This is a genomic window from Methylocystis heyeri, assembly GCF_004802635.2.
Taxonomy (GTDB): domain Bacteria; phylum Pseudomonadota; class Alphaproteobacteria; order Rhizobiales; family Beijerinckiaceae; genus Methylocystis; species Methylocystis heyeri.
In genome coordinates this window covers 2,007,461-2,031,894 of sequence record NZ_CP046052.1, presented here as the reverse complement: position 1 = coordinate 2,031,894, position 24,434 = coordinate 2,007,461, and the positions used below count along the sequence as shown (strand labels likewise).

At 60.5% G+C, this 24,434-nt stretch carries 20 protein-coding genes, 1 pseudogene and 1 riboswitch; of the genes and pseudogenes, 12 read left to right on the top strand and 9 right to left on the bottom strand.

Annotation, left to right across the window (positions count from 1 at the left end; translation table 11 throughout):
• Positions 1–66 precede the first annotated feature (66 nt).
• From H2LOC_RS09255 to H2LOC_RS09245, 3 genes are all read left to right on the top strand, one after another.
• Positions 67–987: a bestrophin-like domain gene (locus H2LOC_RS09255; protein ID WP_136496143.1), complete on the top strand. Its 921-nt coding sequence runs from the start codon at positions 67–69 to the stop codon at positions 985–987.
• A gap of 414 nt (positions 988–1,401) precedes the next feature.
• Positions 1,402–3,684: a hypothetical protein gene (locus H2LOC_RS09250; RefSeq protein ID WP_136496142.1), complete on the top strand. Its 2,283-nt coding sequence runs from the start codon at positions 1,402–1,404 to the stop codon at positions 3,682–3,684.
• A gap of 48 nt (positions 3,685–3,732) precedes the next feature.
• A riboswitch (Fluoride riboswitch) is annotated at positions 3,733–3,794 on the top strand.
• Between the two features lie 217 nt (positions 3,795–4,011).
• The gene (locus tag H2LOC_RS09245; protein WP_136496141.1) at positions 4,012–5,238 is read left to right on the top strand and encodes a cation:proton antiporter; all 1,227 of its coding nucleotides are present in this window, start codon (positions 4,012–4,014) and stop codon (positions 5,236–5,238) included.
• A 248-nt stretch (positions 5,239–5,486) separates the two neighbouring features.
• Here the strand turns inward: H2LOC_RS09245 and H2LOC_RS09240 are convergent, their stop codons facing one another.
• Positions 5,487–8,891, bottom strand: a complete 3,405-nt coding sequence (locus H2LOC_RS09240; RefSeq protein WP_136496140.1) for a hypothetical protein — start codon at positions 8,889–8,891, stop codon at positions 5,487–5,489.
• A gap of 352 nt (positions 8,892–9,243) precedes the next feature.
• On the opposite strand from H2LOC_RS09240, the gene H2LOC_RS09235 reads away from it, so the two are divergent.
• The 6 genes from H2LOC_RS09235 (at position 9,244) to H2LOC_RS09210 (ending at position 13,574) form a co-directional block, all read left to right on the top strand.
• Positions 9,244–9,984 carry a hypothetical protein gene (locus tag H2LOC_RS09235; protein ID WP_202620556.1) on the top strand — a complete coding sequence of 247 codons (741 nt, stop codon included), beginning with the start codon at positions 9,244–9,246 and terminating at the stop codon, positions 9,982–9,984.
• Positions 9,985–10,181: 197 nt separating this feature from the next.
• Complete coding sequence (locus H2LOC_RS09230; protein ID WP_136496139.1) at positions 10,182–10,547, top strand: ArsR/SmtB family transcription factor; 366 nt, start codon at positions 10,182–10,184, stop codon at positions 10,545–10,547.
• Complete coding sequence (locus H2LOC_RS09225; RefSeq protein WP_136496138.1) at positions 10,516–11,025, top strand: ArsI/CadI family heavy metal resistance metalloenzyme; 510 nt, start codon at positions 10,516–10,518, stop codon at positions 11,023–11,025. Before H2LOC_RS09230 ends, H2LOC_RS09225 begins: the two co-directional genes overlap by 32 nt.
• Positions 11,025–11,555 carry an arsenate reductase ArsC gene (locus H2LOC_RS09220; RefSeq protein WP_136497049.1) on the top strand — a complete coding sequence of 177 codons (531 nt, stop codon included), beginning with the start codon at positions 11,025–11,027 and terminating at the stop codon, positions 11,553–11,555. The genes H2LOC_RS09225 and H2LOC_RS09220 overlap by 1 nt, the downstream gene beginning before the upstream one ends.
• Before the next feature lie 47 nt (positions 11,556–11,602).
• Complete coding sequence (arsB, locus tag H2LOC_RS09215) at positions 11,603–12,634, top strand: ACR3 family arsenite efflux transporter (RefSeq protein ID WP_136497048.1); 1,032 nt, start codon at positions 11,603–11,605, stop codon at positions 12,632–12,634.
• A 130-nt stretch (positions 12,635–12,764) separates the two neighbouring features.
• A complete protein-coding gene (locus tag H2LOC_RS09210; RefSeq protein WP_136496137.1) occupies positions 12,765–13,574 on the top strand; it encodes a class I SAM-dependent methyltransferase in 810 nt (269 codons plus the stop codon).
• Between the two features lie 61 nt (positions 13,575–13,635).
• On the opposite strand, the gene haoB is transcribed toward H2LOC_RS09210, so the two are convergent.
• Together haoB and H2LOC_RS09200 are read right to left on the bottom strand one after the other, a co-directional pair.
• Positions 13,636–14,613, bottom strand: coding sequence for a hydroxylamine oxidation protein HaoB (haoB, locus tag H2LOC_RS09205; RefSeq protein ID WP_136496136.1), 978 nt, complete (start codon positions 14,611–14,613; stop codon positions 13,636–13,638).
• A gap of 62 nt (positions 14,614–14,675) precedes the next feature.
• Positions 14,676–16,367: a multiheme c-type cytochrome gene (locus H2LOC_RS09200; protein WP_136496135.1), complete on the bottom strand. Its 1,692-nt coding sequence runs from the start codon at positions 16,365–16,367 to the stop codon at positions 14,676–14,678.
• A 490-nt stretch (positions 16,368–16,857) separates the two neighbouring features.
• On the opposite strand from H2LOC_RS09200, the gene pdxR reads away from it, so the two are divergent.
• Positions 16,858–18,327 carry a MocR-like pyridoxine biosynthesis transcription factor PdxR gene (pdxR, locus tag H2LOC_RS09195; protein WP_136496134.1) on the top strand — a complete coding sequence of 490 codons (1,470 nt, stop codon included), beginning with the start codon at positions 16,858–16,860 and terminating at the stop codon, positions 18,325–18,327.
• A gap of 27 nt (positions 18,328–18,354) precedes the next feature.
• Here pdxR and H2LOC_RS09190 read toward each other — a convergent pair whose 3' ends face one another.
• The 4 genes from H2LOC_RS09190 to H2LOC_RS09175 form a co-directional block, all read right to left on the bottom strand.
• Positions 18,355–19,320 (bottom strand): DUF5996 family protein, encoded by a 966-nt coding sequence (locus H2LOC_RS09190; protein ID WP_136496133.1) that lies wholly within the window; start codon positions 19,318–19,320, stop codon positions 18,355–18,357.
• A gap of 51 nt (positions 19,321–19,371) precedes the next feature.
• On the bottom strand, positions 19,372–19,905 hold the full coding sequence (locus H2LOC_RS09185) for a c-type cytochrome (protein WP_162009738.1): 534 nt from the start codon (positions 19,903–19,905) through the stop codon (positions 19,372–19,374).
• 147 nt (positions 19,906–20,052) lie between these two features.
• Positions 20,053–20,490: a hypothetical protein gene (locus H2LOC_RS09180; RefSeq protein ID WP_136496131.1), complete on the bottom strand. Its 438-nt coding sequence runs from the start codon at positions 20,488–20,490 to the stop codon at positions 20,053–20,055.
• Between the two features lie 127 nt (positions 20,491–20,617).
• Positions 20,618–22,237 (bottom strand): B12-binding domain-containing radical SAM protein, encoded by a 1,620-nt coding sequence (locus H2LOC_RS09175; RefSeq protein ID WP_136496130.1) that lies wholly within the window; start codon positions 22,235–22,237, stop codon positions 20,618–20,620.
• 255 nt (positions 22,238–22,492) lie between these two features.
• Between H2LOC_RS09175 and H2LOC_RS09170 the strand changes: the two genes are divergently transcribed.
• The gene (locus tag H2LOC_RS09170; protein ID WP_136496129.1) at positions 22,493–22,876 is read left to right on the top strand and encodes an SH3 domain-containing protein; all 384 of its coding nucleotides are present in this window, start codon (positions 22,493–22,495) and stop codon (positions 22,874–22,876) included.
• Positions 22,877–23,196: 320 nt separating this feature from the next.
• Complete coding sequence (locus H2LOC_RS09165; RefSeq protein WP_136496128.1) at positions 23,197–23,574, top strand: SH3 domain-containing protein; 378 nt, start codon at positions 23,197–23,199, stop codon at positions 23,572–23,574.
• A 41-nt stretch (positions 23,575–23,615) separates the two neighbouring features.
• On the opposite strand, the gene H2LOC_RS09160 is transcribed toward H2LOC_RS09165, so the two are convergent.
• Together H2LOC_RS09160 and cydX are read right to left on the bottom strand one after the other, a co-directional pair.
• Positions 23,616–24,146 (bottom strand): restriction endonuclease, encoded by a 531-nt coding sequence (locus H2LOC_RS09160; RefSeq protein ID WP_136496127.1) that lies wholly within the window; start codon positions 24,144–24,146, stop codon positions 23,616–23,618.
• A gap of 172 nt (positions 24,147–24,318) precedes the next feature.
• Positions 24,319–24,405: pseudogene (cydX, locus tag H2LOC_RS22000) on the bottom strand (cytochrome bd-I oxidase subunit CydX); the annotation flags it as partial.
• Positions 24,406–24,434 lie beyond the last annotated feature (29 nt).

Below are 24,434 nucleotides of genomic sequence, written 5' to 3'. Positions count from 1 at the left end.
CCGAAACGGGTTTACGCGGCTTTAAGGTTTCGCCCGGACTCGTGATCGAGGCGGCCGGCAAATCCGATGCAGCCCGCCGATATCCGTTACACCTCGAAGGCGCTTCCCGTGAATCCCGTCGCAACCGGCCTTGTCGCCTTACTGTGTTTCATCGGAGCCGCGCTCGCCGGCTTCATAATCGCGCGCCTTCTGCCTCAAAGCGCGATCGCCGGCCGAAACCGCGAGCTGATCGAGGAGGCGAGGGAGATGCTGGTCGCTCTCTCCACCTTGACGCTGGGCCTCATCATCGCCTCGGCCAATTCGAGCTTCGAGAAAAGAGCCAACGAACTCGAGAACAGCGCGGGAAAAATAATGGCGCTCGACGCCATGCTGGCCAAATACGGTCCGCCGGCGAAAGAGAGCCGGGAACTGCTGCGCTACCTCGTCGCCAGAGGCATTGAAAGGATCGATCACGCCGCTGCGGAGGGATTCAAGCCCAACGACGCCCGCAAAGGCATGGGCATAAACCGGCTTCAGGTCTCTCTTCTCGATCTGCATCCCGCAACCGACCGCGAAACCTGGTTGCGTTCTTCCGCGCTTGCCCTTTCCAACGAGCTCGCCTCGTTCCGGTGGCTGAGATATTCGGGCGACGCCGGCGGCGTGCAGTGGCTTTTCGTGGCGACGATGGTGTTCTGGCTTTCGGTCGTATTCCTGAGCTACGGATTTTCCGGCCCGCGAAACCGGGTTGCATCCGCAACCATTGTCGTTCTCGCTTTCGCGATGGCGACCGCGATAGAGATCACGCTGGATCTCGAATCGGAGGGCGAAGGGCTGATACGGATTTCCGATGCGCCGTTGCGCCTCGCTCTCGATCAGATCGGCCCCGTCGAATTTGCGTCCCCGCTCGCAACGCCCGCAGACGCCGCCGCGCCCGCGGCTCAGGCGTCATCCGCGCCTCCCCGGCCTCCGCAAAACCGGCCTGCCGCCAAGGCGTCGTCCCGGCGGTGAATGCGCCGCGCTGCGAACCGATGTCCCCGCCCTGAAACAAAGCCCGGTTTGGCCGTCGCGTAAGGTCTCGCGTCCGGCGCAGAGGCGGTTGCACGAGCGAGGACGGGTCGGTTTTAGCTTTAAAGGCGTCTGCCGCAATTGCAGCTTGTTTAAAATTAGCATGATATAGCTCTGTAATATCGAAATCTATTTGAATAAATATAATAATTATACAATTGTAGAAAACATGAGCCAAAATGACCAATTGACAACCCGAATTGATAGTCTAACGTCTTGAGTAATGTTGTAGCATTTACATTACGCGCAGCATCATACGCACGCGGAGAAGTAATCATGCAAAACATGTCGCGAATTGTTTTTTCATTTGCTTTCAGTTTTATATCTGGGGTCTCGGTCGCGCAGACGCCGGCGTCTTTGCCAAAGCTGACGATCCAGAACCAGAACTTTATCGATCCAAGCGGGAAGCAGGTGCGTTTCTGGGGTGTGGATCTGGTCGAATTCTACCCCGATCACGCCACTGCCGCCGCCTTCGCTAAGAATCTTGCGGCGCGCGGCGTCAATCTGGTGCGCTGGCACAAGATGCTGATGTCTGAAGACAACAACAATTATTTGAATACTCAGGGCGGTAAGACGCCGATCGAATCTCTCGCGACGTATGGTTACGACAGCAATGGATTTCCCCAGGGCACGAGCCGCGCCTATCCATCCGGCGCCGACGCGAGAGCATGGGATCGGTTCGATTTTCTAAACGCCGAACTGCAGCGCAACGGCATTTACCTGATGATGAGCATTGAGTTCGGCAGAACCTTCACGCCCGCCGATCAGGCGATCTACAGCGTCAACTCCTCCGATGACGCCAATTGGCGCAACGCCATTTCTGCGATGAACAATTGGGGCAATTACCTGTTCAACATTGATACCGGCGGCTATGCCGGCACAGGCTCCACCTATGGCAACGGCTATTGGCAAAATACGTTCGACAAATGGAAATTCCTGCCGGCCATCGACGAGCGCAGCGCGCGTCTCTACGAGGAGTTCGTCGGAACGCTGCTGACGCACGTCAACCCCTATTCCGCATTGGCCTACGGCCAGAATACGCAAGTCGCGACGATGGAGGTCGTCAACGAGTCTTCATCCTATTATCTTTTTGCAAACGCACATCATTTCGACGGGCTCGTCAATTCGGACGGCGGGGTCGTCCCGTTCCCGCCCAGCCTCGGCGCCATCATCTATTTCAACAACGAAATCCAGTCGGCATGGTACGCGTTCAGCGGGCAGAGCAGAACCAACTTGTATCAGGCAGTCAACGGATCCAGCACGCGACAGCAGCAGGCTATCGCCTTTCTGACCGGCCTCGATCAGAAATTCATCCAACGAATGAAACAGAAGATCGCTTCGCTCGGTTATGCGATCAATCTGAGCTTTTCCAATCTGTGGCGCAGCGAGGATGACGCCAGGCTCGATCACGACCTGTCGTCGCATAGCGACAACCACACCTATATGGACCCGTTCGTGGTCGAAGGATTCACGCGGTCCGACAGCCAACGCCACAGATATGCTTCCGAAGGCGTTTCGGAAGGGGTGTTGAACGACTTCGTATATGAGGTTTCGTCGCAAAAGGCTTTCGTCGATCGGCCGCAGATGATCGGCGAAGTCAATATGCTCGACTGGTACGACCCTGCCAACACGGCCAATGACACCATGCATCGCAGCATGATGATGGTGGCCACCGCCGCATATGGCAGCCTGCACAATTGGTCGTCTTTCGCCTGGTATTCGGCGACCCAGGGCGGAAACCTCTATATCGACGACAGCAATGTCGTCCTGGGCATGGGCGCGGATGGCTGGGGCGTGAAGGAAGCCGAGGAGTTTCCGCTCACCCGGGACCCCGATTCCGCCTCGGACAATTACAACAATTATCTCGGCTGGTTGTGGCAGGACGGGCAAAAGCTCGATCATATGCGGACCGCCGGCCTGATCTTCCGCAACGGCATGATCGCCCCGTCCACATCGCCGATCACGATCTATGTCGACGCGCCTTACTCGCCCGACGGGACCAACGACGCCGGGCAATGGCCGCCCAAGGCGAAATATCTGCCCAAGCCGGGCTGGGCGGATATCTCCGCCATCCGCAAAGCCTATGGAACCGTGCCCGGGACCCAGGCGAGCGCAAAGTATATGACGACTTTGCCGACCAATCCTCTGGTCTCGGACACCGGGCAGATCATCAAGGATGTCGCGCGCCAGCAACTGACCGTTTCGTCGCCCCAAGCCGAAGCCTTCAGCGGCAATTTCGACAGGAATGCGCCGGCCGGACTCAAGGTCTTGCGCTTCCCGACGACCAATACGAATAAATTCGCCACGGTCATTCTGGCCAGCAACGACGGCGCCCCCTTGGCGAGCTCCCGCAATGTCCTCGTAAGCCGCACTTACATCGACATTGCTACGAAAGCGGATCAGGCAGGGCCCAAAATGACGCTTGCCGGCCTGCAAAAGGCCGGGGCAAATCAGCAATGGCAGGTGCGTTACACCCGGCCCAGGGCGAATTATGCCAACCCTGCCTTCGCGCCGGCGCCGCTGGACAGCACTGGGGCGCCGACATTCACGGGGACAGCGGTGTGGACGGAGGCGGAGCTTCAACTGGTCACGACGAGCGCCGGGGCGGCCGTGCAGGTCTCCTCATCGCCGACCGAATAGTCATCGCTCCATCAAAAAATTGACAAAAAGACGCGACTTGAGCTTAGATGGGTGCAAGGCGATGGAGTTCGCCTTTAACCGCCCTCGGGGCTGATGACTCCTGGTTGATTCTCGCGCCAGGAGTCCGTTTTTGTGCCTCGAAACCAGCGCCCCAAAAACTCAATCGTCTTCGACGCGCCTTCAAAGAAGGCGCGAGAGCGCCGTCGGCGCGGAGGCTTCGCTTCCGATCGCGCCGGCCCTTGCGCGCGTCTCTTCGCCGAGGGCGATCGGCGCTCATCCTTTTCAATAAATAGCGACGTCCGCTGAACAAATAGGGAGAAAACCAACATGGCCGGGATTTGGGCGCAGGTTGCGCTGGTGTTCGGGCTGGCCCTCGTGGCCAGCATCATCGCTCATAGATATCGTCTTTCTTCGGCGCTCGTCGAAATTCTCGTCGGCATGGTCGTGGGGTCGATCCTCGCCGCCTTCGGAGCCTATTCCGCCTTCTCCGTTCAGGATTACTGGGTGAAGACCCTGGCGGGCATAGGCGCGATCATGCTCACCTTCCTCGCCGGCGCCGAGCTCGACCCCGACGTCTTCCGGCTGAAATGGAAGGAATCCGCCGCTATCGGCGTCGCAGCTTTCGTGCTTCCGTCGGTCGGCTGCTGGGCCACGGCGCATTATCTTCTCGGCTGGGAGAACTCGCCCGCGCTGTTGGCGGGCATCGCCCTTGCGGCCACTTCGGTCGCCGTCGTCTATACGGTGATGATGGAGTTCGGCTTCAACCGCGTCGAATATGGAAAAACCATTCTCGCCGCCTGTTTCATCACCGACCTCGGCACGGTGGTGACGCTCGGCCTCGTCTTTGCGCCCTTCACCTGGAAGACACTTCTCTTCGCCGCCGTGCTGGCGGGCGCCTTCGTCGGCCTGCCGAGGATCACGCCTCGCGCCTATGCGATGTTCGGCGGCAAGCCTTCCGAGTTCGAGGCCAAGTTCCTGTTCTTCTGCCTCATGGCGCTGGGCTCGCTGGCGGTCTGGGCCGGAAGCGAAGCGGTTCTGCCCGCCTATCTGGTCGGCATGGCGCTGGCGGGGAGCGTCGGGCGCGACGCTGCGCTGGTCAAGCGCCTGCGCGCGATCACCATGGGCCTGCTGACGCCTTTCTATTTTATCCGCGCGGGATATTTCGTCTCGATCCCGACGGTGATCATGGCGCCTTTCGGGGTCATCGCTTTGGTCGCGGTGGAAATGGCGACCAAGGTGGTCAGCGTCTATCCGGTCGCGCGCGCTTTCAAGGCTCCTCACAAGGACGCCATGTACACGACCCTGCTGATGGCCTCGGGCCTCACCTTCGGCACCATTTCGGCGCTGTTCGGCCTGTCCAACAAGATCATCGACGAAGGCCAATATTCCGCGTTGGTCGCGGCCATCATCGGCACGGCGGTGATTCCGACCCTGATCGCCAACAGATTCTATCTCCCGCGGCATCTGCTGCCCAAGGACGAGACCGAATTGCATACGCCCGTGCATGAGGCCGAGGTGGTGGAAGCGCTGGAAGACACCGAAGTGCGTTCTTAAGTTTTCGACGGCGGCCGCGCGGAAAATTGCCCGCGCGGCCGTGTCGAAAAAACCAGGTCCCTCACCCTGAGACCCGCGCAGCGGGCGTCTCGAAGGGTGGGCCACAACGCCTCTTGGAGAATTACCGGTTCGGATTGAATCGGTGTTAGGAGGCCCGGTAGTGGGTCAGTTCGAATTTCGCCAATGCGCCAAAGGCGGACCTTCCGCGACGCTGCCTTGCCTCTGAGCCAAAGAGGCAGGCCGCGGCCTCATTCATCGGTGGGTGGTTGGATAAGATCCATATAGCTGGTCTCGTTTACGGACGATAGGAAGCCGATCAACTCGTGCACTCTGCTGATGGTCTCCTGCGTGCCGTGCGCAAGGCCCTCGGCGAGGATGGTGCGGATGGGTACTTGTTGGGTCATGTAGGCCCACTGATCGATGCGCGGATTCCTGAGCAAAGCGGACAAAATCTTAACCGCGCGGTCGACATCTCGCGGCACGATCTCCGCGAGCCAGTCCACGACGCTGAAGGCATCGGTGGGCACAAAGCCGGCGTGCAACATCTCGAATAGCTGATTGGCGAGCCAATGATCATCGATGCGATTGCGGAACGTCCATTGGCCGATGGCGCCTAACTCGGCGCGAAAAGGATCGGGATTATCGGAGCGCCGAGCGGCATCAAGACGGCGCTCCCAATAAGCAAAACCACGCGTACGCATCGCGTCAGGCATACTAGGAGCGTCCAACTGCGTACCCAAATACCACATGCAGTGTTGACGGACCGCGGATGAGGCCTGCTCCCAGAAGCTTTCCAGCAAATCGTCAGGAAGACCGCCCCAAAGATACAGGACCATCATGTAATCGGCGAACCGTTCCCGGCGGAATTCTCGGTCAAGCTGATCGCCGGTATCGGCAAGGCGCGCGATCTCTTCGGTGAGGCAAAGACGGAGTTCCGGCACTAGATCGAGGATTGGCTGCTGATCGTGCGCTAGATGTCCGTGCCAAGCCGCGCCGCGCAAAGCTTCATTTTCTTGCGGAAACAGTGAGCCCAGGTGGGCCCTGAGCCAGTCCTCGCCGAAATAAAACAGATAGAACAGGTAGCGGCCCATGACCGCGCGCGGGATACGGCCGGACGCCTTGCGATCCGCCAGCTGACCCACGAAGAAATCGCGGACGTTGGGCGAATTGCTCAACGCATTTCCCGGCTCTGCCCCCAACGGTGACGACCGGTCTTTGCTGAGCCAGAACATCATGAGGATGCACAGCTCGACAGCCAAACCACGCAGCGTCGCTTGGGCCGCGAAGAACGGGTCGCGCCGATATCGTTCCTCAAAGTCCTCGATCTCGGGCTCATTGGGAGCAATCCGAATGAGCTTTTCAACGATCGAACGAACCTGAGTGGCATGCTCGAACGCGATGCCCTCGGCCCCCTGACGCAAGCCGGCGGCCAGTAATTCGGCTGTCTTTACGCTTGCCCAACCCCAATCTCGGTCGTCACCATCGAAAAGCGTTGTTGGATCGATCGGCTCGTCGTGCCGCTCAATGGCAGCCGCAATCAATCTTAGCACGCCACCCCAGCCAAACCTTCGGCGGTTGTTTGCCGCCATCGCGAGGCCTTCTAGCATGTGGCGAACATAGACCGGCTTGAGCCCCACGAATTGCACGGCCTCGGCGGCATAGGCTTCCGGATTGTTAAAGGTAGCAATCAGTAATTCCTGCGCGAGCGCAGTGACGGTTTGGCTTGAACCCTCGACTTGCGGAGTCCAGGTCTGCAGAAATTTTGCGATCTCAGGAATCGGCCGCGACAAAAAATCGGTTCCGTGAAGCGGGCTCTCCAGCTGTGCAAAGAGCTGCTCCTTCCGCGCGTCTGGATCGCCGAGTTCTTGTACGATCCGGTCGAGCGCCTGTTGGCGTTCGACTGGCAAGGCGGCTCGCCATTTCCAGACTAGATCCTGAAACGTAGCAGCACGAAACTTCCTTTCATCGTCAGCAACCGGCACTTTCTTCGTATCCTCTTCAAATCGCGCTTTCCAAGCCTCCAAATACTTATCCGGCAGCGCGTCGATGACGCCAAGCACTTTCGCTTGGTCCTCGGCAGCAAGGGATGGAAACCAAGCCAAGGCGAGCCCCGAGTATTCATCGCGGCACCAACCGGCTTGGATCAACGAATTATTGGTCAAGTATGCTGTAGCCAGATCTGGCGCCCCCGCCGGATTTGATGCCAGAACATGCAGATAAAGGCGGACGAAAATCTTCGGCTCGTAACCGGCCAAGAGTTCGACAGCGCGTCGCGTGCGCACTGCATCTTCTTGGATGAGCATTTCCGCGGATCGCCTCACCGCAGTGATAAGCGCCTCGTAAACGTCGTGCCGCGCCATCTCGTCGTCGCCAATCGGCCGCATCGAGTAATGGCTGGAGTCGATCCTTCCGGTGATTCGGGCGGCTTTGTGCAGGAGATCAGCGAAAAGGCGGAGCGCATCTTCGCCGCCGCATGCCGTGAGCGGGCTGACAAGAGACGGAAGATGATATTCGTACATGTGGTGGGCATAGTGCGTCACCAAATGTCCATTCTGTTCCCAAATCTGCAGCAGGGCGCTAGCGACCTTCAGAGCCGCTTCGCGATGTCCGCCTTGGGCCAATTGATTGATTAGCGCTTCCGGCTTCTGCATCGGCCAGTTCCTCGTGCCAGGGCTAAGCCACGACACCGCGAGGTCAGCCAATGGCGCCGAATCCTCGGGCGGTAATGTCGCCAGGATTTCAAGGCCGTCGTATTGGACGTCAGGGTGTTTGGAAGAACCGACCTTGCGCAGGGCTTCCGCGACCGCCCGCCGTGTTACGGCGTCCGAGGATTTCGCCATGCGCAGGAGGTAATTTCCGGCAGGCCATTGGCGAAAGCGCATTCCGCCACTTGCGCCTTCGTCGGGTCCGGCTAGCGGCTCACCAAACAAGCCCTGCTTCGCGAGATGCGGCAGCCAGTCGCCGGTCTGCAGCTTATCGAAGAAGTGCCGTTGGAGCGACAATGCTCCGGGAATTTCGCTCGCAAACAACTTGGCCGCTTGCTCGCGGTCTGACATCGTGGCCAACTCTTCCACGCGGCGCATGAGGACGACATAGCGGCCTTGGAGGGCGAAAGCGATGCCACGAATAACAGTATCGAACGGCCGTTGATATTTTTCACGGAAATCGTCATCGACTTGTAGCGAACGGTGGAAAGATCGTTGGTGGGCTACACCGAAGTTCTCGGTCAGAGAAGTCCAAAGATTCGCAATGTCGCCATCCGGCGCGCGACCCAGGCGAGATACGATCTGCTGGATTTGCTGCCTGTGGTTCAGACGAGGCTTTAGTTCTCTCGCGGCACGGTCGATTATCGGAGCCTCAAATCCGAGCGCCCGCAATTGCTTGCGCGCTTCAGCAATTTTCTTGACGTCCTCGACAGTCTCCAGCGCCCTCGCTTCCATCGGCACTTCGAGGGCGCGGCGAAGCATGGATTCGAGTTCACGCAGTGCGTGAGCGGCCATCGGCCTCGAAACATTGAGGGCAAAGGCACCTGCGGCCAAGCGGCAAAAATCGACGTAGCGGTTTGCGATCGCGCTGCCGAACAAGCGTTGCAGCAGAGACGCTGTCTGTCCTTGCTCGGGCGAAAGATCAAAAGCGTTGAGGGATTTGTCCATGGAAACCTCATCGACGCGTCGCTCGGGAATGCGAGATTGGAGCCCATCTTATGCTCAACTCAGACTGACATCGCCAGCTCCTATGGGCCGTAACATTCGCAGAAAGCTGCCAAATCCTAGGTTGCGACGTGAAGACGGGAATGGCATGGGCGATGAAGGGCGCTTTTGGGTCAGGAGCAGCCCTTGCCACACGGCCGCTTCGCGCCAGAAGCGGACATAACGGCGACAACTGAAAAATTAGATCTGTCCTACTTTAGGGTTTGAAATTCATCAAAATCGCTTTCTAATGCTCAAGGGGCCATTGCGGTCCGCTTCTCAGAATGCGTATGAGTTATGGAAGGAAAACCGCTGCGTGCGCCTTGCGATCGTCTGTGTAGAATGCGCGAAGCGCTTGGCAGGATGGGTTGCTCCTCTCAACTTTCAACGCGTTGAGGTCCGAGATGATAGTTGCTATGAGGTAACCTGTGTTCAGGGGCATAAATCCACTATTTTACTACAAGAACAAAAGTTTGAGGTTCTTTTTGATATAGGTGCAAACGCGATAATAGATGGTTATTATCGAGACGCAGTGTCGTCATTTACGTCAAGCATGGAGCGATTTTTCGAATTTGCTACACATGTATTTATATTAAGAGATACGAAATCAGAGGAGGTATTTACTGAGTGCTGGAAGCTTGTCTCCTCCCAATCTGAACGCCAACTTGGGTCTTTTATTTTTCAATGGGCTTCCCACTACGGCGAGAAACCGCAGTTGCTTGACCGCGGTTCCACGGAATTTCGTAACGAGGTAATTCACAAAGGTAAAATACCCTTGAAAGAGGAGGCTGAGAAGTATGGACAGTCCGTCTTAGATGTTGTGCGGCCAAAACTTCTTCGTATAAGGAACGATTTTTCTGAGGAAATCATCAATCTGACCCTCGATCATCTTTCCCGCGTTAAGTCTAAGACGAGCGCATCACTTGTGACGACAATGTCAATTCCTACAATCATTAGCATAAACATTGAAGAGCCGAGCTTCCAGCAGAGGTCGCTTGCAGAACACCTTTCCGAACTCCGCGAGCAGAGGAAGAGGTTGGGCGAGGGGAATGCGTGATGGCACGCCGACGGTGGTTGCCGCTTCGAGATGATCGATCCAAGAGTTTCGCGCGTTCCGACAACCGATGCGCGCACATTTTCTGAAATGGGCACGGCATCGGACAGCGAACGACCGCTTCGGGTCACAAGCGGAAATTCAAACTGAACCGCTGCGGGGGGCTTTACCCGCTTTAATATTTCCATTATATTGGAAATATGGAAAAGATACCCGCCATTGCAGCTCTGAGCGCGCTCGCGCATGAGGCCCGGCTCGATATTTTTCGCCTGCTGATGCAGGCGGGGCCGGAAGGGCTGCCCGCCGGCCAGATCGGCGAACGGCTCGAGCTGCCGGCGGCTACGCTGTCGTTCCACCTCAACCAGCTCAAGCACGCCGATCTCGTGACCTTCCGGCGCGAAGGCCGCTCGCTGATCTATTGCGCGGCCTATCCCGTCATGAACGCGCTGCTTGCTTTTCTGACCGAAAACTGTTGCCGGGGCGACGCCGCCGCCTGCGGCGCTGAGCCCTCAAACTGCCAGCCCGAGAAGAGCCATGAAACGCCTGCATGTTCATGTGTCCGTTGACGACCTAGCCGAATCCATCCGCTTCTACAGCACGCTGTTCGACGCCGAACCTGCGGTCGCCAAGCCCGATTACGCCAAATGGATGCTCGACGACCCGCGGGTGAATTTCGCCATTTCCGCGCGCGGCCGGGAGGGAGGACTCGACCATCTCGGCATTCAGGTCGAGACCGCCGACGAACTGACCGAGGTTTATTCGAGGTTGCAGCGCGCCGGCCGGCCCGTCCTGGAGGAGGGCGAAACCGCCTGTTGCTACGCCAAGTCGCAAAAATCCTGGACCAGCGATCCGCAGGGGCTGTTGTGGGAGGCTTTCCTCACCACCGGCGAAAGCGTCGTCTATGGCGACGACTCTGTTCTCGACGCCGCAAGGAGCAACCAAAGCGCCTGCTGCGCGCCGGCGACGCCGCAAGGCGGCTGCTGCACGCCCAAGCCTGAACGCGCCGCAAATGCTTCCTGCTGCGGCCCGAAGGAGCCTGCATGATGTCCGAGCCCGTCTATAACGTCCTGTTTCTCTGCACCGGCAACACCGCTCGTTCGATCCTGGCCGAAGGCATTCTGCGCAAGGACGGAGCCGGCCGCTTCAACGTCTTTTCGGCCGGTAGTCAGCCCAAGGGCGTCGTGAATCCCTATGCGCTCCAGACTCTCGCCGCATTTGGCTATCCGACCGAGGGACTCCGCTCGAAGAGCTGGGACGAGTTTGCGACCCCCGACGCGCCGAAAATGGATTTCGTGTTCACGGTCTGCGACAACGCCGCCGGCGAAGCCTGCCCCTTTTGGCCGGGACAGCCGGTAACCGCCCATTGGGGCATCGAAGACCCCGCCGCGGTCGAAGGTAGCGATATCGAGAAACAGCGCGCCTTCAATCTCGCCTTCCGCTATCTGAAAAACCGCATCTCTTTGCTGCTCGCGGTCCCGTTCGCGCGGCTAGATAAAATGGCGCTTCAGAAGCATTTGCGGGAGATCGGCGGGGCGGAAGGCGCGACGCTCGCGGCAGCAGGCGAACCGAGATGAGCGACGCGGCGACGACCCCTGCTGCCGTGAGGACGAGCGCTCCCGCCATGGGCCTGTTCGAGCGCTATCTCACCCTCTGGGTGGCGCTCTGCATCATTGCCGGCATCCTCCTCGGCCAGACGGCCCCCGGCCTGTTTCGCGCCATCGGCTCGGCCACGGTCGCGGAGGTGAACCTGCCGGTCGCGGTTCTGGTGTGGCTCATGATCATCCCGATGCTGCTCAAGATCGATCTCGGCGCGCTGGGGCAGGTCAAGGAGCATTGGCGCGGCATTGCGGTGACGGTGGGCGTCAACTGGCTGGTGAAGCCTTTCTCCATGGCGCTGCTCGGCTGGCTTTTCGTCGCGCATTTCTTCCGGCCGTTTCTTCCGGCGGATCAGATCGACAGCTATATCGCCGGGCTGATCCTGCTCGCCGCCGCGCCCTGCACGGCGATGGTGTTCGTCTGGTCCAATCTCGTCGAAGGCGAGCCGCATTTCACGCTGTCGCAGGTGGCGCTCAACGACAGCATCATGATCGTCGCTTTCGCCCCGATCGTTGCGCTGCTGCTCGGCCTCTCCTCCATCACCGTGCCATGGAACACGCTGCTGCTTTCGGTCGCGCTCTATATCGTCGCGCCTGTCGTCGCCGCGCAGCTCTGGCGCAAGGCGTTGCTGGGGCGGGGCGGGCAGGACGCGCTGAAGAAGACGCTGGGCGCGCTCGGCCCGCTGTCGCTTGCGGCCCTGCTGCTGACGCTCGTCATTCTCTTTGGCCTGCAGGGCGAACAGATCGTGCGCCAGCCGCTGGTCATCGGGCTGCTCGCGGTTCCGATCCTGATCCAGGTCTATCTGAATGCGGGCCTCGCCTATCTCGCCAACCGCGCCCTGGGAGTATCATGGTGCGTCGCTGGACCTTCCGCGCTGATCGGCGCCAGCAACTTCTTCGAGCTCGCGGTTGCAACCGCCATCGCGCTGTTCGGCTTTCAATCCGGCGCGGCGCTCGCGACGGTCGTCGGCGTGCTGGTCGAAGTGCCGGTCATGCTCTCCGTGGTCCATATCGTCCGCCGCTCGCGCGCATGGTATGAACGCGCCGGAAGCGCATGATGGGAAAGACGCCCTATTCCGACCAGAACGTCGCGCTGACGGGGATCGCCGTCCTGCTGCTCGGGGCCATCCTCTATGTCGTCCTCGGCCTCGCCCCGGACATCCCGTGACCGCAATCGAGAATTTTTCCATGAACGAACTCGAGGCCGCCAAAGCGAGGGCCACCGCCGCCTATAACGCCGCGGCGGATTATTTCGATCATCCCGTCAGCTCCTTTTGGCATCGCTTCGGGCGACGCACGGTCGAGCGCCTCGAACTGCGCCGGGGCGAGACCGTGCTCGATGTGTGCTGCGGGAGCGGCGGCTCGGCTTTGCCTGCCGGCGAGGCCGTTGGACCCGAAGGAAAAGTGATCGCCGTCGATCTCGCCGAGCGGCTGGTCGCTCTCGGCGAGGCCAAGGCCCGGGAAAGGCGCCTCTCCAATATCGAATTCAAGACCGGCGACATGCTGGCCCTCGGTTATCCCGACGCCAGTTTCGACCTCGTGGTCTGCGTGTTCGGGATTTTCTTCGTGCCCGACATGGTCGCGGCCACGCGGGAGCTTTGGCGCATGGTGCGCCCCGGCGGGCGGCTCGCCATCACCACATGGGGACCGGAGCTGTTCGAGCCCGCCAACGGCGCCTTTTGGGAAGCCGTCCGTGCGGAGCGTCCCGACCTCCTGAAAACCTTCAACCCCTGGGAACGCATTTCAACGCCGGAAGGCCTTCGCGACATGCTGAATCAAGCCGGCGTCGGGAATCCGCAGATCGTCGCGGAAGATGGAGAACATCCTTTGAGCAGTCCCGCCGATTGGTGGCTGATCGCCATGGGCAGCGGCTATCGCGGCACGCTGGCGCAACTCGATCCGCCGACGCTGGATCGCGTTCGCGAGCGCAACCTCGCGGGCCTGGGCCAAAGCGAGGCCATCGCCGTCAATGTGGTCTATAGCGTGGCGAGGAAATAGGCCGCCGCGCGCGCCGCCCATTTTCCAATGCAAGCGCGCAAGACTCGAAGCCCAACGCTGCTCAGCCCTTGGTTGGGGCCAGTTTGTAAATCCAATAGCCCTTGTGTTGATAGACCAGCTCGAGACCTTCGAGCTTGAGTGGGTTGGAGGTGGAGAAGGGCAGCAGGCGCGCGAGCAATCGCGTCGAGTCCGCCTTGCGCGGCAAATAATGCAGGCGCACGGCGCCGCCTCTCGGCTCGACCGCATAGCCCCCCTCGATTGCGTTCTCGCGCATCCATTCGCGCGCCTCTTTCATCACCCCATGCATGCCGTCGCCGCCGGGGAAGTCCCGGTAGGCGATCGGCAGGAGATCAGGCCGAGAAGCCGCCGCCTTCCATATATCCGAGAAGTGCACCGCAATGAACGCCTCTCTGCCGCCGGCGATTGCGGCCAAAGCCTCTACGCCTCTTGCTTCGTCCATCAACAGCGCGTCGATGAATTTGTCGAAGGCCGCGCCTTCTCCGATGGAGACGCCCTTACCCCAATAGGCGCGCTGATCCTCGTCGACGGCGGCGGCGCTGATCGCCCAGGGGCGCGGGCTCAGCAATCCGCGCGCGAGCGGATCGTCGAGCGGGGCTCGCCGTCCCGCAAGGGAACGAATGCGGCGGGACATGTCCCACCAGGCCAAAACCACGGCCTCGGCAGGCGCATGTTGGCGGATCGCCTCCAAGACTTTGGCCGTGTCCGCCGAATCCATATCGGTGAAGAAGACCGGCTCCGTCACTGCATTGCGCCAGCCGAGCGGCGTCGGACGCTGATCGGCGCCGCGCGTTACGGCGCCGGTCGCGATCGGGCTCTTCGCCTCCGGCGCGCGGATTTCGATATTCTCCATCGTCATCGTCGTGGAATCGAGGCCCGCTTCGACGAACTCGCCGAGGGAAGCAGAAAGCGCCGGTGTGGTCGTCTGCTCGTAAGGCAAGGGTTGCGGCCGCAGGTCCGACCAACCCGCCCAACCGAGGAGCGCGAAGCCGATTATGATCAGACTGGCGGGCGCAAACATCCCGGTCCGCCACGTTCGCCGAGACGAGCTACCCGGCGCGGGATAAATGATCGCAGGTTTCCTCACGTGATCTTACGCCGATTCCGAGCCGCCAGCAGACCGAGGCCGGCGAGCAGAGCGATAAAGCCGAAGGCCCCCGCAATGGCCCGTTTCTCCGGCGTATTCAGCTCCAGCAGGCCGCCTAGCCTGGTCGATGAGATGCGCTTCAGCTCAGCCCGGATTTCCGCCGCCTCTCTCAGCCGGGCGTCCTCGTCATTTATGCGCGCAGCGCTTTTGACGAGTTGCGACCAGCCGTCGGAATAGGTGTAGCCGCCGGGATTCGCATGGGCGAGCGCCTTATAGTGCTTGATTTTGTGGTGCTCCCACATTTCCGCGAATTCATATTCGACCGCCGAGGGATTGTTGCCCTTCTGCCAGAACAATTGGAAGAAGGCGCCGGGGCCGTCCTTTTCCGGAGCCGGCGGCGCGGGACGGTTGCTGTTCTGGCGGGGCAGCAGCCCATCCTCATATAGCTTCAACAGCACCGAACGAGATCTTTCCGTGATTGCGATGCCCGACATGACCCCCTTATCCATGTTCTCGAGATAGGCGCGCGAGAAGCTGTTCGAATGACAATTGGAGCAGGTGCCGACCCAGGCTTCCTTGCGGTCTTCGAACCAGGGATGGTGCAGATTGTCGGCGATCTTGGGCGTCGGCTCGAATGCCCAGCGCACCTTGCGCACCATGTTGTGGCTGAATTGGCCCTGATACTCCATGTGGCAAAACTGGCAGGTCGGGGCGTTCATGCCGCCCTTTTCCATCGCGTCGGAAAGCCTTGCGTTCCAGTCCCACTTATCGCCGCGGGTCTGGAACACCGTCCCGTGCTTGGAGAGCAGGTAGTTTTCGAATTCGTTGTGATCGACGCCGTTGTGGCATGTGGCGCAGGCCTGCGGCTTGCGCGCCTCGACCGCCGAGAATTCATGCCGCGTATGGCAGCTGTTGCAGGTGTTCTGCGGCGTGTGGCAGAAACTGCAGCCTTCCGCTACCTCCCGCTCGCTCATCGCCGCCCATACGGCGTTCTCCACATTAGCCTTGAACGAGAGCGCATGTGAGGGATGCCCCTTGTCCCATTGCCCTTGCGGCCAGACGGCGGTGTCCCGCTCGGATTCACGCTCCGAAAATTCCTTGAGGTGACACTGGCCACAGGCTGCGGCATCCGGCATTTTGAGCTCGGTTTTGTGCTGGCCATGCTCCTTGTTGACGCTCATATGGCAATCTATGCAGCCGACTTCCTTGAGCGGTTCGTCGGCTTTCAGAACTCCCATCGAGCGCAGATTGGATTCGATCTCGGTCAGCAGCCCCTTTTTATATGAGCGTGGGTCCGAGTCCGACAATTTACGAATCTCGTCGAGATTGCCGTGCACGCTTTTTTGCCAGCTATGAGTCCAGCCGGGCGTCGATTGGGCATGACACTCGACGCACTGAGCGCGCGTAGCGTCCGCTTCCACCGATTGTGGCGGCTGGTAGAAGTCACGCGGATCGAGATATTTGGAAATCGGGATCGGCTCCCAAAACTTCGACAACGATCCCTTGCCTGCGCCCTGGCTTGGATCATTGTAGCGCTTTACCAGCGCGTCATAGAGCTTGTCTGGCGGAGCGCTCTTGTCGAGCCCGAGCGCCTTGTAGGTTTCGTCAGGCGTCTGTGCGGCTACGCGATTTGCCGCGAAGCTCAGCGCCAAGGCGATCAGGACAGCGAATGCCATTCGAGCGAACATGCGCAATGCCGTGCTTTCCAATTTCGGGTTTTCTTTTCGGGAGCCGCCGATCCGGGCGGGCGCTTGACCGTAATCCGGCTTCGACAAGGAGAGATCCTCCAACTTGCGAAAACCGCAGGGTCCAGTGGAGATCGCCAGAGGCAAAAACGGCGGCGGCGTCGCAGATCATGCGGGCGCCGCCGCCGTGTTCGCCATGACAACATCAGGGGCGTCGTTGTCATCGACGAGATGCGTCGGCATCATGACGGGATATTCTAGCTGCGCGTCCTGGACGAAAGACTATCGGAAATACTGCGAAGCCTGATGCATGATCACCAGAAAGAACGCGAGCCCTCCCAAAACGCCGAAGAGCGTCTTGTACACCGCGCGACTGTCGTGCTGAATCATGTTTCGTCTCCTCCCGGTTGTGATGTTGACATTTCTCAGCGCGCCAATGGTATTGTCGCGGAGGAGACATGAAACAGCCAACTTCGAAAAATGGATGGGTCCAATGCTGAGGCCCTGGGACTTCAGTCTCAGCCGAGAAATCGACCCGCGGAGCGAAACGCCCATCTACCTGCAGGTCGTCCATGCTCTCATCCAGGACATCAGGCGCGGCCGTCTGCTTCCGGGCACTATCCTGCCGAGCACGCGCGCGATGGCCGAGGCGCTCGGCGTAAATCGCAAGACGATCGTGCTCGCCTATGACGATCTGATCGCGCAAGGTTGGCTCGAAACGAGCGGTACGCGGGGAACGTTCGTTTCCGATCGTCTCCCGGAGCCAGTATCCTTGAAGGCGCGCGGCGAGGCCGACGCCGGACCGTCCCGTTCGCCGGATTTTTCGTTTCGGGCCGTTCCACCGCCCCAAATCGTATATCGAGAAAGCTCCTGCGTCACATTTGACGACGGCGTTCCAGATCATCGCTTGCTGGTGACAAGCTCCTTGGCCAGCGCCTATCGCACGGCGCTTCAAAGCGCGACGCGCATCGGGGGCATGACCTACGGCGATCCTATGGGGTCGAACGAATTGCGGCAGCTGATCGCGGAGATGCTTTCGACGCATCGTGGAATGGTCACGACGCCGGAAAACATTTGCATCACACGCGGGAGCCAAATGGGGATTTTTCTGGCCAGCAGGGTTTTATTGTCTCCCGGAGACGTCGTGCTGGTCGAGGGTCTGAGCTATGCTCCAGCGCGCGAAGCGTTCAAGGCGGCCGGCGCCGATGTGATCGGGGTAAGAATAGATAAGGACGGTCTCGATGTGGAGGAGGTGGAGCAGCTATGTCTGCGACGCCGGGTGCGCGTGGTTTACGTAACGCCTCATCACCAGTTCCCGACCACGGTTTCGCTCAAGGGAGATCGTCGCTCGCGACTGCTCGATCTTGCCGGCCGGTTCGGTTTTGCGGTTCTGGAGGACGACTACGATCACGAATTCCATTACCAGAGCCAGCCGCTGCTTCCCATGGCGAGTTATGCGCCGCACCGAACGATTTACATCGGCTCGACTTCGAAACTGCTGCTGCCCGGGCTTCGCGTTGGATATCTGGCGGGTCCGAGAGACTTCGTTCGCTCGATCGCCAACGAGGCGGCTGTCGTCGACAGGCAGGGCAACACCGTAACCGAGCTCGCCGTGGCGGATCTGATCAAATCGGGCGAATTACGACGCCACGCCCGCAAGGCTCTACAAATATATCGTACGCGTCGAGAGGCGTTCGCATCATCGCTGCAAAATGCATTTGGCGACGCCATCGAATTCGAGGCGCCCGACGGCGGCTTGGCGTTTTGGGTAAAATTTAGAGATCAGGCCGTTCTCGACGAGATCGAAGAAAAAGGCGCTTCCTGTGGCGTCAAATTCCTCCCCTCCCGGTGCTTTGCAACGCCGCCTCACTGCGACAGGGGATTACGCTTGGGGTTTGGGAGCTTTGGACAGGGCGAGGCTGAAGAGGCAATTCGCAAACTGCGGGCTCTGGCGGATCGCTGATCCGGCGTGGCGAAAAATAGCCGCCAGCTAATTTGGTGGAAAGCCGGGCCGGGTTGGAACGCCTATTCTGCCCGGCAGGCATTCCAGCGCCTTTCGATCCCAGTTCCCGCAAGCTGCGGCGGCGTCATAGCTGCTTTGCAAAAAAGCGAGCAGCGTCTCTTCTGGCGACGTCGCGGCGCGAACGGCATCATAGGGCAGAACGAACTCGCGCAGCTCTTCGCTGTAGAAGGCTGCGTCGGGGCGGATGACGGTCTCGCGGAACCCCGCGGGCTCGGGATAGGCGTAGGAATAAAACGCCGGGAACTCCAGCGGCGCGCCGCCCGGCCAAAAGCCGGCGCTGCTCACTTCATGAGAATAGGCTTCGCGCGCGACCTCGTCGGGGAGATTTGGAACGCCGCCGGGATGGAGCGGCGCACGACGGCCCGAAAACCGCGTCACCGCCAGATCGAAGCTGCCCCAGAAGAAATGGACCGGGCTGCATTTGCCGGTGAAGCCGGTGCGGAACAGTTTCAACACGCGATCAGCCTGCAGCAGGATCCTCCAGAAGCGATGCGCATATTCGGGATCATAGGCGATATGCGTCTTGTCCGCGCTGAAGCGAATTCGCTGCGGAACTTCATTGGGCCACTGGTTGATTCTTACGTCTATCCCGAGCTCCGCCAGTCCCTCGAGCACAGCAAAATAGAACTCCGACACCGATTGAGGCCGCAGCGGATGCTCCGATTGCTGCCCGTCGCTCGTTTCCATGCGCAGCTTGTGATCGATGAAATCGAATGAGATCTCGAAGCTGCGGCAATCGAACGGAATGGGGGAGGTGCCGAGGCCGCGGGAGGTCACATAAAGCGTCACATGCCATGAGTGGTTGAGCCAGGGAGTGAGGGAAAGCCGGATCTTGCCGACGATCTGGGTCCAGAGCTGAAGCGTCGCGCAAGCGTCACGCCATTGCGCGTAAGGAAGATCGGGCCAGATTTCAGCCTCGGTCGCCGAATTCATCGCTCCCTCCTCGCGGCGCGCTTGACGTCGCCCGATGATCCGCCGGGCGCGCTAATGATGTTCGCGGCCTGCTTCGTCCCGTTCCATTCCTTTGTATTTGCTTTCCATCGCGCGGAATTCCTCAGGAGACATCTGCGGCAGCCGACGGATGAAGCCGACGATGTTCCAGATCCGCTCGTCGCTGTGAGTGACGCCGAAGGAGGGCATGCCCGTCATCCGCACGCCATTTCTGACGATCCAGAAGAGTTGCGAATTGGTCCAGGTCCTGGCGGCTTCGGCGAGGAGCGGCGGCTGGGGAAGCATGCCCTTGCTTATGGAGCTGCGTTCCTTTCCCGGCGCGGCGTGGCAGATCACGCACATCTCGTTATATTCGCCGAATCCCTTGCCGATTTCCTCTTCGGTCCATGTTCGTTGGATATCGTCGCCTGCGCGCATCTCGACCGAGTTGCGCATGATCGCGTGGAGGATGTTGTATTCCAGAGGCGTGTCCGGCGACGATGCGGCCACGTTGTAGGCGGCGCCGACAAGGGCCGCGGCTGCGGCGACGATGAAAAGCGCGGCTAAAAATCCGCCCAGAAATCTCATTCGACTGTCCTCTATCGCGGCGGGCGATTCACCTGCGCGCAACGGCTGGTCCTCGGGCGATTCATGAGGCCGTCGACCGGAAATTAGCGCTCTATTGGGAGACATCAATCCGAGGATCTGTTTGCCTGGGCTGAAGCGCTTGCAGCGCTAAAATTGAAAACGCCGCCATAGCGTCGGGCCCTGCAAATGATGATCGGGCGTCGGCGCCTCTTGCCTTTGGCCGGGTGGAAGTTGGTTGAAATTTAGCGCCGGCTGCTGCAGGGTCGGCATCGGAAAGCGATAATCATGAGCCGGCCGCTGCAGGACCGGCATGGGCAGACGGTAACGCTGCGTGACATGCGGCGCCGTCGGGATCGGAATCGAATAACTCGGGTTGCGCAGCGCCGGCGCATTGAAACCATAGCCGCGTTGCGCTTGCGCCCTCGGAGGGTTCGGAATCGATGGCGGCCCGTAGTCGAAGCTCTCGCGGCTCCCGGACCCGTCGAGCGGCCTGACGGAGGTCTGGGCCAAAGCGCCGCTTCCCATCCCAGCAATCAGCATAGTCGCCGCCACGACCGCGCGGGGCGTCGTCAGGGCGGTTTTCATTAAACCATTTCCTCCGGCGCGAGGATATGGTTTGGAGAACGCGGGGCGACGCGGCGCGTTCCTGATTTTCTGGGCGTTTCATTTTCAGCCCGAGGCGGCGAGCCCTATGCGACGCGTCGCCGTCGCGTCACTTCAGCCTCGCCGAATAGTTCGAGGCGTTGAGTTTTCCGGCGCAGGCTTTGCGCGCGTAGGTGATCAGATGTTTGGCGAGTATGCCGACGCTGATGACGTCGGCGATCTGGCCCCGCTTGATGCGCGGCTTGGCGTAGGCCCAGAATATGCGCCGATAATCGGCGATGACCCCCAGCTTCCAGCAGATCTTGAACAACATCATGAAGCCATTGCGGATGTTCTTCGGCGTCACCTGACCCGGTGGGCGGGGGCGTGGGCGCCGGTTGGGAAATACATGCTGGGTCAGAAGCTCGTAGCGCGCGAACAGACGCGCTGGGTCATAGGCGTAGCGCAGGCATTCGCGCCAGCACTCGACAGTTTGCTCATAAGACCGCTTGAAGACCACGTTCGATTCTCTGGTCTCGTCGTCGCAAAGGCGGTTCTCGCCGGCGAGGCGGTCCCATAGCGGCGTTTTGGGGAGGGCCTGCAACAGATTTATGGTGAGCATCGGAATATGCGAGCGGTCGATGAAGTCGATGATGCGCTGCGCGGTGTCGGGACCGTCGGTGTCGAGGCCGACGATGATGCCGGCGACGACCTCCAGTCCATGGGCGTTGAGCCGCTGCACCGCTTCCACGATCGGCATCGCCAGGTTCTGTTCTTTGTCGATAGCGGCGAGCGCATCTTCCTCCGGCGTCTCGACGCCGACGAAGATGGTGGTGAAGCAGGCGAGGCGGAGCTGCTGCAGGAGGTCTTCATATTTGGCGATATTCAGCGTCGCCTCGAAGGCGAAGGAGAGCGGAAAGGAGTTTTTCTCCTGCCATTCGATCAACGGCGGCAACAGCTCGCGCAAAGCGCGGCGATTGGCGATGAGATTGTCGTCGACGAAATAAACCGAAGTCGTGAGGCCGCAGGCGCGCAGCTTGTCGAGTTCGGTCAGGATGCGCTGCGGCGATTTCAATCGCGGCACTCGGCCGTAGAGGCCGGGAATGTCGCAGAACTCGCAGCGATAGGGGCAGCCGCTGGAGAACTGGATCGAGCCGATGAAATAATTGTCGAAGCTCACGAGCTCGTAAGCGGGAATCGGAAATTCATCGAGCGGAGTGCGTTCTCCGGTGACGAAGGCGATCTGTTGTTTCGGCCGTGAGCAATCGCGCGCAAGGCGCTCGAAAAGCTGCTGCGTCGCATCGCCGAGCTCCCCGATATGAAGATAGTCGAAGAGCGGATAATGTTCGGGGCAGGCGGAAACCGAAGGTCCGCCCAGAACTGCGGGCTTGCCGTGTTTATGCGCGCGGCGACGGATGTCGTCGATCCGGCGCCGCTGGACATGCATGCCGGAGACGAAGACGGCGTCGGCCCATTTGAAATCGCTGCGCCGCGCGGGCCTGATGTTTTCGTCGACGAAGCGCACCTCCCAGCCTGCAGGCAGGGCGGCGGCGATGACCAGCAAACCCTGTGGAGGCATGAAGGCGCGCAAGGCGCCGGTGATGTCATAGGCGTATTCGAGAGAGCCGAGCGAAGGTTCATAGCGTGGGAAAACGCAAAGTATGCGCCTCGGCAAGGCGTGGGCTTCGGGCGGCCGCGAAAGAGCGTCGGAGTTCAGGGGGTGGTTGCTCGAGAGTTCCTGGACCGACATGCCGCCCGCTCGCAGTTGAGCGGCTCCGGCCGCTTCGGTTTCATAGCTTGAATGCCGCTCCAGAATGCGGCGCCGGCCTTGGTCCTGACAAGAGAAAAGCCCTCCTTTTTTGTTGAGCGCCACAGTTTTTACGCCGGAGCCGGCTGCAACCAATCAGCCGCACGGGCGTTGGGTTTGGGCAAGAGGCTTCGCCAAGACCCGCAATGTTCGCCTGTTTGCGCGTCCGCGCCCGGGGGCTTGAAAAGGGAGATGAGAATGCCGCCAAGAATCATTTCGGTCCTCGCCGGCGCCGTCCTCGCCGCGAGCGCGACTTCCGCTTTCGCTTTCGAGGCGATGACGCCACAAGCCAGAGCGATGCGCACCCACCCCTCGCCGCGCGCGGCGGTCGTTGGGGTCATTCCACCCAACGCGACCTTCGACATGGAGCGTTGCGTTCGGGGCTGGTGCGAGGCTGCCTACGCCGGGCGCGTAGGCTTTGTTTATACGCCAGTTATCGTCAGCGGCGGCCCGGGCGCCGCGACGGGCTTCGGTCCGTTCGACCTGCTGACGGCGCCGTTCACTGCGGTCGGATCGGCGTTCGGCTCTGCGGCCGAAGCCGCTCCTCCGCCAGAGGGACCGCCGGTGGTCGCGACCTACTGACGCGATCGGCGTAGTCGGGAATCGATTTTTAATTGCGCCCTCGGCGAGCGCCGCCGGGGGCGCTTCAGCTTTGTCGCCGGCGGCGGCGAGTCGCAAGCTCATCATCGGCTCGAGCGCGAATGGAACCGGGTCCTCCCGCGCCCAGATGCCGCAGGCGAATCTGCGTCTTGTCATTGCAACCAAATCGCCAGCCGGACGTTGGCTATTTGCAACGGGCTCCACCACGGCCGACGCGCTATCCGTTGAAGGGAATGCGTGTTTGTTTCCGGCGCGCTTACCGCGGAGCATAATGCGAAGTTCATGTTTGGCAGGAGATTAAAATGTCGTCGAAAATGCTTTCCATCCTCGCCGGGATCGCTTTCGTCGCAAGCGCAACTTCGGCTTTCGCATTCGACGCCCAGGTGACGCGGGCCACGCCTCTGCGCACGCACGCCTCGCCACATGCCGGCGTCATCGAAGTGGTTCCGGCCAATTCGATCATCGACATGCAGCGCTGCGCGCGCGGCTGGTGCGAGGCCTCCTATGACGGGCGCATGGGCTATGTCTATACGCCCGTTCTCATGAACGGCGAGCCTTCGACGCCTGGCCCGACCCCGTTCGAGGTGATCACGGCGCCCGTCACTGTGCCGGTAACCGTGGTAGGCGCGGCGGTCGGCGCCGCAGCCAATGTGATCGCGCCGCCGGCTCACTCCTATTGATATCATCCGAGCGCCTTCCGCCCTCGGGCGGGAGGCGCATCTCACCGCGTCAGCAGCCGGTCGATTTTGCGCAGCTCGGTATGGCGCAGGAGCAGAACGTCGTTGGAAGCCGCGAGCCGCTGCGCAGCCGGCGTATAGTCGCAGGTGGCGACGACCACGCCGCGCTCGGCGTCTACATGCGCTATGGCGGCGACGATCTCCTGCACCGCCCTGTTGCCGACGGGCTTCGAGTATTTCTTGCATTGCACCACAATGCGCCGCCCCCGCTTGTCCGCGATGATGTCGACGCCCTGGTCGCCGCTCGCCTGGGTGACGCGCGCATCCCATTTCATTTCGCGCAGCACTTGCGCGCAATAATGCTCGAACTCTATCGGACTCATATCTTCGTCGAATTTCGCCTGCGTGACCTCTTCATATGACAGCACCGCAAGATGAAGCAGCCCCGCGAAAGAAAGACCCATGCAGGCGAGGCCCGGCGCGCGCGGCCAAAAAAAGCCGGCGGCGACGAGGAAGAACAGGATCCATGCGACGCAGGCCGCAATTGCGCTGCTTGGCTCCGGGCGGCGCGGCATGTCTCCCTTTCGCGTGAAAGCAGGCCGACGGGGATCCGGCCATGCAAGGGCATAATGGTTAGCATTTGGTTGAAAGTGCGGCGGTCAAGGCTGTGGCGCGTCAGATCGAGGGCGGCTCCGGGGTCTCCGGGGCTTCGGCGTCGCCTGCAATCGCACTCAGGCTCGCCTGATATTCGGGGTCCAGTTCGAGCCACATGGCGTTCAAAATCGCAAAGGAACAGGCGAGGCCGAGGCCCAATATCCAGGCGAAATACCACATGTGGTCGTCCTCCTTGGTCTGTCGCGGCA